At 70.4% G+C, this 10,947-nt stretch carries 9 protein-coding genes; 1 reads left to right on the forward strand and 8 read right to left on the reverse strand.

Annotation, left to right across the window (positions count from 1 at the left end):
* The 6 genes from ACFE8Y_RS18345 to ileS form a co-directional block, all read right to left on the reverse strand.
* A partial coding sequence (locus ACFE8Y_RS18345) for a ring-cleaving dioxygenase (RefSeq protein ID WP_375465820.1) occupies positions 1-926 on the reverse strand: 926 nt, incomplete at its 3' end.
* Positions 927-938: 12 nt separating this feature from the next.
* Positions 939-2,237, reverse strand: a complete 1,299-nt coding sequence (locus tag ACFE8Y_RS18350) for a M16 family metallopeptidase (RefSeq protein WP_375465821.1) — start codon at positions 2,235-2,237, stop codon at positions 939-941.
* 57 nt (positions 2,238-2,294) lie between these two features.
* Entirely contained in the window at positions 2,295-3,701 is a 1,407-nt protein-coding gene (locus ACFE8Y_RS18355) for a M16 family metallopeptidase (protein ID WP_375465822.1), read from the reverse strand.
* A gap of 157 nt (positions 3,702-3,858) precedes the next feature.
* Positions 3,859-4,515 (reverse strand): hypothetical protein, encoded by a 657-nt coding sequence (locus ACFE8Y_RS18360; protein WP_375465827.1) that lies wholly within the window; start codon positions 4,513-4,515, stop codon positions 3,859-3,861.
* A 175-nt stretch (positions 4,516-4,690) separates the two neighbouring features.
* A complete protein-coding gene (gene lspA, locus ACFE8Y_RS18365) occupies positions 4,691-5,194 on the reverse strand; it encodes a signal peptidase II (RefSeq protein WP_375465823.1) in 504 nt (167 codons plus the stop codon).
* A gap of 169 nt (positions 5,195-5,363) precedes the next feature.
* Complete coding sequence (gene ileS, locus ACFE8Y_RS18370; RefSeq protein ID WP_375465824.1) at positions 5,364-8,378, reverse strand: isoleucine--tRNA ligase; 3,015 nt, start codon at positions 8,376-8,378, stop codon at positions 5,364-5,366.
* 363 nt (positions 8,379-8,741) lie between these two features.
* On the opposite strand from ileS, the gene ACFE8Y_RS18375 reads away from it, so the two are divergent.
* Positions 8,742-9,023, forward strand: coding sequence for a hypothetical protein (locus tag ACFE8Y_RS18375; RefSeq protein WP_375465825.1), 282 nt, complete (start codon positions 8,742-8,744; stop codon positions 9,021-9,023).
* A gap of 21 nt (positions 9,024-9,044) precedes the next feature.
* Here the strand turns inward: ACFE8Y_RS18375 and ACFE8Y_RS18380 are convergent, their stop codons facing one another.
* Together ACFE8Y_RS18380 and ACFE8Y_RS18385 are read right to left on the reverse strand one after the other, a co-directional pair.
* Complete coding sequence (locus ACFE8Y_RS18380; protein ID WP_375465828.1) at positions 9,045-9,974, reverse strand: DMT family transporter; 930 nt, start codon at positions 9,972-9,974, stop codon at positions 9,045-9,047.
* 280 nt (positions 9,975-10,254) lie between these two features.
* A partial coding sequence (locus ACFE8Y_RS18385) for a L,D-transpeptidase family protein (RefSeq protein ID WP_375465826.1) occupies positions 10,255-10,947 on the reverse strand: 693 nt, incomplete at its 5' end.

The following is a 10,947-nucleotide window of genomic DNA, read 5'->3' on the forward strand; positions in this document are numbered from 1 at the left end:
GGCTTCAAGCCCGCCTCGATCTCGGCCCGGCGCGGCTCCAGGAACGGCGGCAGGGCGAGACCCTCCCCGAGGCGGTCGAGCGGCTCGTCGGCGGTGAAGCCGGGGCCGTCGGTGGCGATCTCGAACAGGATGCCGTTGGGCTCGCGGAAATACAGGCTGCGGAAGTAGTAGCGGTCGACCGGGCCGCTCGACGGCATGCGCCGCGCCTTCAGCCGGTCGGCCCAGGCTGCGTAGTCCGCATCCGGAATGCGGAAGGCGACGTGGTGCACGGCGCCGGCGCCCTGGCGGCCCGGCGCGGACGCGTCGGCAGCCACCTGCACCTCGGCTGCCGGACCGCCCGCGCCCATGGTGAAGACGCGAACCGCACCGTCGGGCGTCTCGAAGCTCCGGTCGTAGGACATGCCGAGAACGTCCACGAGCACGGCCTCGGTGCGCTCGAGGCTCGCGACCGCGAGGCGGATCGGCCCGAGACCTCGGATCTGATGCGCGTCCGGCACGGGGCTGTACGCCCACGGGTGTGCTTCGCCCGTGCCGCCGTCGTCGACGAGGGCGAGGCGCTGGCCCTCGGCATCCTCGAAATCCAGGGTCAGGCGGCCGTCGCGCTCGGTCGGTTCCGCGTGCGCAACGCCCTCGCGGGCGAGGTGCGCGCGCCACCAGTCGATCGTCCCGGGGCCTGCAACCCGCAGGTGCGTCCGGGTGATGCTGTTGCTGCCGCGCCGCTCGCGCGCCGCCGGCCAGTCGAAGAAGGTCAGGTCGGTGCCCGGCGCGGCGACCCCGTCTGCGTAGAACAGGTGGTAGGCCGAGACGTCGTCCTGGTTGACCGTCTTCTTGACGAGGCGAAGACCGAGCACGCGGGTGAAGAAGTCGTGGTTGTCCGCGGCCTGCGCGGTGATCGCGGTGACGTGGTGGACCCCGGTGAGCTGCATCGGGACGGCGGATCAGAAGTCCGTCGGCCGGCCGGCGGCGACGACCAGCATCCGCCCGTCGGCGAAGGTGCGGGCGCCGGCGCGGCGGATGTCGGCCTGCGTGACGTTGGCGACGAGCGCGTTGCGGCGCGCGATGTAGTCCATGCCCAAGCCCTCGAAGGCGATCTGCACGAGCTGATGCGCGATCTTCGTGGAGGTGTCGAACCCGAGCGCGTAGGAGCCGGTGAGGTAGTCCTTGGCCTTCTGCAACTCGTCGTCGTCGGGCCCGTCCGTGATGAGCCGGCCGATCTCGTCGCCGATCACCGAGAGCGCCTCGCCGACGCGCTCGTTCTTGGTGGCGGTGTAGCCCCAGGTCATGGCGGCGGAGCGGTGGCTGACGAGCGACGTGCCGACCGAGTAGGCCAGCCCGCGCTTCTCCCGCACCTCCTGGAACAGGCGCGAGGTGAAGGCGCCGCCCCCGAGAATGTGGTTGAGCACGTAGGCCGGGATGAAGTCGGGATCGCGCCACGCGACGCCGGCCATGCCGAAGCGGATCACCGATTGCGGCACGTCGAGGTCGACGACGACGCGGCGGCCGAGGTCGGCCACCGTGGTTTGAGGAATCGCGTGCAGGGCTCCGGCGTCCGGCAGCGCACCGAAGGCGCGCGCGAGGCTCGCGGCCAAGTGGTCGGCGCCGATCGCACCGACGGCGGCGACCTTGACCGCGCCGCGCCCGATCAGGCGTGCGTGCATCGCCAGGAGGTCGTCGCGGGTGATCGCCGCGACGGTCTCGATCGTTCCGGACGAGGGCCGGCCGTAGGCGTGGCCGGCGAAGCCTTCGGCGAAGAACCGGCGCGAGGCCATCACGCCCGGATCGTTCTGCTGGTAGCGCAGGCCCGCGATCATCTGTCCGCGAACCCGCTCGATCGCGTCCGCGTCGAAGCGCGGCTTGGCGAGCGCCAGGGCCAGCAGGTCGATCGCCTCGTCGGCGTGCTTGACCAGCATCTTGAGCGAGCCGCCGACGGCGTCGGGCCCGGCGTGGAAGGAGAGTTCGATCGCCCGGGCCGCGAGCCGCTCCTGGAACGCGTCGGAGCCGAGATCGCCCGCGCCCTCGTCGAGGAGGCGGGCCAGCATCTGCGCGCAGCCGGACTTGCTCTCCGGGTCCTGCGCCGCGCCGCCCTCGAAGGTGAAGGCCAGCGCGATCATCGGCACCACGGGGGATTCGACGTGCCACGCCTCGATCCCCGAGGCGGTCTCCACCGGAAGGGCTTTGGCCGGGTTGGTCGCGGTGCGGACGGCCGTCTCGGCCAAATTGGTGTCGGCGAAGTTCATGGGGACCTCGTTCTCGTCGCTGGGCACGGCGCGGAGCGCGGCCGGCCGGGGCAGGCGCTACTCCGCGGCGATCGCCATCGGGGCGTCCGGGTCGCGCGCCTTGGTGAGGTAGCCCGTCACCGAACGGCTGGGCGTGAGCCAGCGCTCGGCGGCGGCGGCGAGCCGCTCCCGGGTGACTCCCTCGATGTCCCCGGGCCAGCGGCGCACCTCGTCGATGGTCTCGCCGATGGCGAGCGCCGAGCCGTAGATGCGCGCAAGCGAGGACTGGCTGTCGGAGGAGTAGACGGTCTCGGCCACGAGCCGGGTCTTGGCCCGCTCGATCGCCTCCGGGCCGAGCGCCTCGGAGGGCGCGCCGCGCAGAACCCGGTCGACCTCGGCTTCGAGCCGTTCGAGGCTGACGCCCTCGGCCGGCACCGCGTAGACGGAGAAGCGGGTGTCGTCGATCGCCGAGCCCATGTACCAGGCGCCCGCGTTCACCGCGAGGCCGCTTTCCATGACGAGCTTGCGGTAGAGGTAGGAGGTCGAGCCGCCGCCGAGCACCTCGGCCAGCAGTTCGAGGTCGTGGCAGCCGCCGTCGCGGGCGGTGATGCAGGACGGGGTGAGGTAGAGGCGCTGGAGGGTCGGCTGCTCGACCTTCGGGTCGACGACGGCGAGCCGCCGCAGCGCCTTCGGCTCGGGCTCGCGGGCCCTGGATCGCACCGGCCGCGCGCCCTGCGGCGCCACGCGTCCGTAGGTCGCCTCGGCCAGCCGCCGGACCTCGTCGGGAGTCACGTCGCCGGCCACCACGAGGATCGCGTTCTCGGGGGTGTAGAAGCGCCTGTAGTAGTCGAGGGCGTGGCCGCGGTTCAGCTCCTCGATCTCGTGCATCCAGCCGATGATCGGGGTGCCGTAGGGGTGGTGGACGAAGAGCGAGGCCGCCATCGCCTCGGAGAGTTGAGCCGAGGGATCGGTCTCGACGCGCATCCGGCGCTCCTCCAGCACCACGTCGCGCTCGGGGGCCACCACGGCGTCGTCGAGGACGAGGCCGGTCATGCGGTCGGCCTCGAAGGTCATCATGGTGTCGAGGTGGTCGCGGGCGACCCGCTGGAAGTAGGCGGTGTAATCGTAGGAGGTGAAGGCGTTCTCCTGGCCGCCGAGGCCCGACACCGCCTTGGAGAAGGCGCCGACGGGGTGCCGCTCGGTGCCCTTGAACATCAGGTGCTCGAGGAAGTGGGCGATGCCCGACTGCCCGAGCGGATCGTCGGCCGAGCCGTTGCGGTACCAGATCATGTGGGTCGCCACCGGTGCGCGGTGATCGGGCACCACCACCACGTCGAGGCCGTTGTCGAGGGTGAAGGCCGAGACCTCCGGTCCGCCGGCCTCGGAGCGCCCGAACGGTGCGGCCTCCGCGCGTCCCGCGTTCGCGAAGCGGCCTCCGGCCCGTGCCGGGAACAGGGTGGGCGTCGCCTTCCTGAACAGGTGCATTCCGTTTTCCCTGGTGCGGTCCGCGCGGACCGTCCGCTTCTGGTTCGATGCCGGGGCGGCCGCGCGCCTCGGGCATCCAAATCGGCAAATTCCGTACCGGAGCTTCCAGCCTCGGTTGTTTGGCCCAGGCTGCGTCACCCTCAAGCCACAGTCCTGGTCAGCGCGCGCGCTGCTCGCGCTGATAGAGGCCCGGGTCCGCTTCCTCACGCTCGCGGCTGGCGTTGTTGACCGGATCGCTGTTGCCGCGCGCCACCTTCCTCGGTGGCTGGCGGTAACCCTTCGGCGGATCGGTCAGCACGTCGCGGGCGGGCTCGACCTCCGACGGCTCCGTCCTCTCGGTGCCGATGCCGCGGATCAGGTCGAGCGGACTGACCCACGAATCCTCGCGGGTGTTGTCGCCGGGCTTGCGCTCGTTCTCGCGCGGGATGCTGGCATCGGCGCGCCGGCCGGAGCGCATCTCGTCGATCGTGAGCGTCGCGTTGTTGTCCTCGTACCGGCCCTGGACTTGGCTGCCCTTCGGCTGCTTCCGCTCGGCCGCCGCGCGTTCGCGCTCCGCGACTTCCGGCTCCTTGGGCCATTGCGGCAGGGCCGCGCTCGCCCGCGGTGCCGGAAGGTTCTTCCCGTCGAGCTTGGGCGGCATCACCAGCGGCGCGCGCTCGCGGTACTGGATCGGCGCCTGCGGCTTCTCCAGCAGGCCGATGCCGCTGAGCGCGTTGCGCATGAGTTCGCCGGTCTCCTGAGCGTGGGCCGCGCCCGGCAGGCACAGGGCTGCCGCAGCCGCCGGAATGAAAAGGAACGCCCGATACCCGATCATGATGCCCCGCAGCTTGCCCACCGGCGCCCGCCCCACTCGAAGGCTTCGGGCGGTCGCGTTCGCGGCGACCCGATCCGACCGCTCGGGTCTGGGCGTGGTTTCCGGCGATCGTATGGCGCCTTGACCGCACCGCACCAGCCGCCCGCGCCGAGACGGTTCACGTGTGCTTTGTCAGTCACACCGGCGGCCGAGCTTCGCGCGACGCGCCGTGGCGGCGCTCGGGCCTCACGCTGTCGAGGATCAGGCCGGCGACGCCGGCGACGATCGCCGCGTCCGCCACGTTGAAGACGTACCAGGACCACCCACCCGCGTGCAGGTGCACGAAGTCGAACACCGCGCCGTAGGCCGCGCGGTCGATCGCGTTGCCGAGCGCCCCTCCGGCGATCAGCCCGAGCGCCGCGGCGAGCAGCCTGGAGTTGGTGCGGTGCATCCACACGCCCAGTCCGAGGGCTGCGGCAAGCGACAGCGCCACCAGCAGCCAGCGCCCCAGGCCGCCCTCCTGCTGGAACAGCCCGTAGGACACCCCCCGGTTCCAGACGACGACGAACTCCGCGTACGGCCCGAGCCGCCAGGGCTGCGTCAGCACCAGATCGGTGCCGAGGTAGAGCCGGAGCTTCGACGCCTGATCGAGGACCAGGGTGGCGAGCAGGGCGAGGAGGCCGAGGCGAGCGGGATTCACGGCAGCAATTCCTCTTCCCTCTCCCCACTGCGGGAGAGGGTGGCCCTCGCGTGAGCGAGGGTCGAGAGAGGGAAGCGCTGTATCCGGATAACGCGCTCCCCTCTCCCGATGTAGCTCGCGGGCCACCCTCCCCCGCAGAGGGGGGAGGGAGGACGCGTCGCGTTCTCCGTCACGCGCCCGCACCCGCCGCGTCCCGTTCCCGCAGCGCCCGCGCGTCGCGGGGCGTGACGTCCGGATAGTCGGGATCGGACCCGACCTCCGGCGTGACGCGCCAGGAGCGGGCGCACTTGCGCCCCTCCGCCCGCGCGGGCGCCACGGCGACGCCGCGGACCTCGTCGAGGCGGAAGGCGCCGGCCGGCCCCTCCCCCGCCTCGATCCGGATCGCGGAGGTGATGCAGACGTCGGCGAAGTCGACGCCGTCGAGGGCGGCCAGAAGGTCCACGTCGGCCACGAACACCGTCGGCGCCGCCTCCAGGCTCGCGCCGATGCGCTTGGCCGTCCGCTCGATCTCCAGCGCCCCGGTCACCACGCGGCGCACCCGCCGGATTTTCTGCCAGCGCTCCGCGAGGGGGACGTTCCGCCACGTCTCGGGCGTGTCCGGCAGGGTCTGGAGGTGCACGGAGCCGGTCTCCGAAGGGAAGCGGTCGAGCCAAGCCTCCTCCGCCGTGAAGGCGAGGACGGGCGCGAGCCAGATCACGACGCGGCGGAACGCCTCGTCGATCACCTGCAGCGCGGCGCGGCGCACGGTCGAGGAGGCCGGGTCGCAGTAGAGCGCGTCCTTGCGCACGTCGAAGTAGAACGACGACAGGTCGCCGGTCATGAAGCCATTCAGGAGCGCCACGACGCGCTTGGTGTCGAAGCTGCGGTAGGCCTCGCGGATCTCGCCGTCGAGTTCGAGCAGCCGGTGCAGCACGAAGCGCTCCAGCTCCGGTATGTCCGCGAACGCCACGTCGTCGCCGGGCACGCGGTGGGCGAGCGACCCGAGCATCCAGCGCAAGCTGTTGCGCAGCTTGCGGTAGGTCTCTGCGAAGGTCTTGATGATCTCCGGGCCGATGCGCAGGTCGTCGGTGTAGTCCGAGGCCGCCACCCAGAGTCGCAGGATGTCGGCGCCGGAATCCTTGATGATGCTCTGGGGCGCGACGACGTTGCCCTTCGACTTCGACATCTTCAGCCCCTTGGCGTCGAGGACGAAGCCGTGGGTGAGCACCGTATCGTAGGGCGCGCGCCCCCGCGTCCCGGCGGATTCGAGCAGCGAGGACTGGAACCAGCCGCGGTGCTGGTCGGAGCCTTCGAGGTACATCACCGTGTCCTGCCCGCCGTCGCGGCGGCGCACCACGCCGGCGAGGCCGGGGAACGCCGCCGGGTCGTCGAGGACGAAGGCGTGAGTCGAGCCGGAATCGAACCAGACGTCGAGGACGTCGGTGACTTTTTCGTAGTCCGCCGGATCGTGGTCGGGCGCCAGGAAGCGCGCGCCGTCGGCGTCGGTGAACCACGCATCCGCGCCTTCCGCCGCGAAGGCTGCGACGATGCGGGCGTTCACGCGCGCGTCGCGCAGCACCTCGCCGGTCCCCGTCCGCACGAACACCGTGATCGGCACGCCCCAGGCGCGCTGGCGCGAGACCACCCAGTCCGGGCGGTTGCCGACCATGCCGTTGATGCGGTTTCTTCCTTGGGGCGGCACCCACTGCGTGTCGGCGATAGCCTGGAGCGCGACCTCGCGCAGGGTCCGGCTTCCGAGCGCATCAACCGGCTTGTCCATCGCGATGAACCATTGCGGCGTATTGCGAAAGATCACCGGCTTCTTCGAGCGCCAGGAATGGGGATAGCTGTGCTTGAGCCGGCCCGACGCCACCAGCGTCCCGGCCTCCTGGAGCGCGGCCATCACGGCCCTGTTGGCGTCGCCCTTCTCGCCCTTGTCGGTGAGCACGCGCTTTCCCGTGAAGCCCGGCGCCTCGTCGGTCAGCGCGCCGTCGGCGTCGACGGTGTAGGGGATGCGGGTGTCGATGCCGCGCTCGGCCAGCGCGCGGCCGTTGGCGGTCCAGACCTCGAAATCCTCGCGGCCGTGGCCCGGCGCGGTGTGGACGAAGCCGGTGCCGGCCTCGTCGGTGACGTGGTCGCCTTCGAGCATCGGCACGGCAAAACCGTAGCTTTGGCCGGCCAGCGGGTGTGACAGCGTTATCGTGCTGAGCAACGCTGCCTCTATCTCAGCAATGCGCTCGAACACATCAACGCGAGCGGCCTTGAAGACGTCCGCAGCCAGCGAGTCGGCCAGAATGTAGGTATCGCCGGGCTTGGCCCAGTTGTCAGCCGAGGCGGCCGTGACGCGGTAGAGCCCGTAGGCAATCTTCTTGGAGTAAGCGACGGCGCGATTGCCCGGCATTGTCCAGGGTGTGGTGGTCCAGATAACAACACGAGCGGTCCTCAGAAGCTGGACCATTTCGTGAGCGGCTAGCTCTGTATGGAACTCAGCATCTAGAAGTGCGTCACGGCGGATTGGAAACGCCACGAAAACCGTATCGCTGACGTGGTCCTCGTACTCGACTTCGGCCTCGGCGAGCGCGGTCTTCTCCACCACCGACCACATCACCGGCTTCGAGCCGCGATAGAGCTGGCCGCTCATCGAAAATTTGATCAACTCGGCCGCGATGGCGGCCTCCGCCGCGAACGCCATGGTCGCGTAAGGGTGGTCCCAGTCGCCGGTGACGCCGAGCCGCTTGAACTCCGCGCGCTGCACGTCGAGCCAGTGGGCGGCGAACGTCCGGCATTCCTGGCGGAACTCAACGACCGGCACGTCGTCCTTGCTGCGTCCGCGCGCGCGGTACTGCTCCTCGATCTTCCACTCGATCGGCAGGCCGTGGCAGTCCCAGCCGGGGACGTAGTTGGCGTCGTACCCGAGGCCGCCCATCGCCCGGACGATCACGTCCTTGAGGATCTTGTTCAGCGCCGTGCCGATGTGGATGTTGCCGTTGGCGTAGGGCGGCCCGTCGTGCAGCACGAATTTCGGCCGGCCGGCGGCGGTGGCGCGAAGCTGCCCGTAGAGGTCGGTCGCCGCCCAGCGCTCCAGCAGCAGCGGCTCGCGGATCGGCAGGCCAGCCCGCATCGGGAAGGCGGTCTGCGGCAGGTAGAGGGTCTTGGAATAGTCGCGGGCCGCCGGGACTTCGGGGGCGGGATTCGGGGCGTTCATGGGGTCGTGCGTCCTGGAAACGGGCGTCGAGCGCTCGGACTGGCGGATGAGAGCTGTCGGGGATAGCTCCCGAGACGATCCCGGCCTCCGCGCGAGCCGCGCGGGCGCGGCGCTCACGCGGAGGCCGGGCCCGTAATTCGAAGGGCGCGGGCGGGACTGCGCCGATGGCTCGCGATGCACATGGAGCCGGTTTAGCAGCGGTGCGCGCCGGAGGCCAGCGGACCGACGGGACACCGATCGATCCGAACCGACGACGCCCGGATGCGACCTTTTCGGACTTGAACCGTTAGTAGGGCACGGACCCCGGCCGTGCGCAGCGCGGCCGGAACGACCCCTGAGACACGCGTAGACAAGGTGTTTTTCATGAAGAACCTCCTCATCGCCACCACCCTGATCCTGTCACCGCTCGCGCTCTCCGCCTCGGCGCAGGCCCAGGGCACCGTGCGCGGTGCCGAGCGCGGCATCGACGACGGCAACCGGGCGGCCGGCCCCGTCGGCGGGATCGTCGGCGGCGCAGTGGGCGCGGCCACGGGCACCGTCGGCGGCGTCCTCGGCATCGACCCCGAGGGCGACCGCCGCGCCCGCGAGGAGCGTCGCGAGGAGCGCATGGAGCGCTCGGAGCGGCGCGAGCGCCTCGATCGCTGAGCTGAACATCCGGCCGGTCGCTCAGGCGGCCGGCTGGCCCCGTCGGCCGATCGCGTCCTGGGCCAGCAGGTAGAGGCCAGAGCCGACGATGATCGCCGCCCCGAGCACCGTGAAGCGGTTCGGCACGTCGCCGAACACGAAGAAGCCGAGCAGCAGCGACCAGAGAAGCTGCGTGTAGAGGAACGGCGCGAGAACGCTGGCCGGTGCGCGGGCATGGGCCAGGATCAGCAGCCAGTGTCCCATCGTGCCGAGCAGGCCGACGCCGATCAGCAGGGACCACGCCCACCACGCAGCGGGCGTCGTCCAGATCCAAGGCAGCAGCGGCGCCATCAGCGCGAGGCCGGCAAGGCCCGAGTAGAACATCGTCGTCGCCGTCGAATCGTAGGCCGCGAGCTTGCGTGTCATGATGATGTAGAGGGCGTAGCAGAGCATGTTGCCGAGGCTGAGCAGCACGGCCGGATGAACCTCGCCGACGCCCGGGCGAACGATCACCAGCACGCCCAGGAATCCGACGCCGATCGCGGTAAGGCGCTTGCGCGACGACCATTCGCCCAGCAGCGGCCCGGCCAGGAGCGCGACGGTGAGCGGCGCCGCGAACTGGATCGAGAGGGTTTCGGCGAGTTGCAGGTGCCGCAGCGCCAGGAAGTTGAGGGCGGTGGAGCCGAACAGCAGCAGCGAGCGCACCACCTGAAGCCCGAGGCGGCGACTGTGCACGACCGCCGGCGTCGTCACCGGGTTGAGGAACAGCGAGATCAGCGCGACGCTGACCGCGTAGCGCATGAAGGTGGTGAGCAGCGGATCGATCCCGGCGCGTGCCAAGGCCTTGGCGGACGCGTCGAGGCAGGCGAAGAACGCCAGCGTGCCGCACATCAGCGCGATGCCGGCAAGGCGGGTGCGATCGGGTCGCGCCTCGGCGACGCCGCTGGGACGGGCCGCCTGTCCTTCGTTCAGCGCGGTTATGGTTCTGCCCTTCGCGAGCCTCGGCCCGAAGCGTCCTATCGGATCAACCGGGGCACGGACACCTGCGCCCGCGCACGAGCGGACTGCGTGGTGATGCGACGTTCAAGCGCTATCGCGCCGCACGCGCGTACGCCGCTGCGCAAGCAGGACATGTTGCTCCTGGGTCGAACCCGAAGCACCCGGATGTTCCGGCGGATCAAGGAAACGGCCCGCATCCGGTGAGGATACGGGCCGCTCGCCGAGGATCAGCCGAAGCCCCGCGGTGCGGAGATCAATTCTCCTCGTCGCCGGGCTCGAAGCTCTGCGGCACGGACGACTCGGCGCTGGCGACCGGGGTCGGCGCGCCGATGGTCGAGGGCACGTTGACGCCGTCGCGCTTGTAGATGTCGTCGCGGAACTGCACGAGGCCGTCCGGGGTCGCCCAGGCGGTGATGTAGGTCCAGTAGACCGGCACCGGCTGGCTCAGGGTCGCGTCGATGCGCTGGCCGCCCTCGATCGCCTGCTCGACGTGCTCGCGGCCCCAGCCGGGCGTGTCCTTCAGGAGCCACGTGATGTACTCGCGCACGTTCTGCACGCGCACGCAGCCCGACGAGATGAAGCGGAAGTCGTCGCCGAACACGCCCTTGGTGTTGGTGTCGTGCATGAACACGCCATAGGGGTTCGGGATGTTGATGCGCACGATGCCCATCGAGTTGAAGTCGGCGCCCGAGTCCTGCCGGTAGGTGTAGCGCGTGCCCTCGTCCGAGTTCCAGTTGACCTGCCGCGGCGAGACCTCGGCCCCGTTCGACAGGATGCGGATCTTGTTGTCGGTGAGGTAGTTCGGGTCCTTCTGCATCTTCGGGATCAGGTCCTTCTTCACGATGGAAGCCGGGACCGTCCAGGTCGGGTTGAAGTTGATCTGCGTCGCCTTGGTGTTCATGATCGGCGACTGGCGGTCGATCTTGCCGACGCCGGCGGCGTGCAG

Source organism: uncultured Methylobacterium sp. (genome assembly GCF_964242245.1).
Lineage (GTDB): Bacteria > Pseudomonadota > Alphaproteobacteria > Rhizobiales > Beijerinckiaceae > Methylobacterium.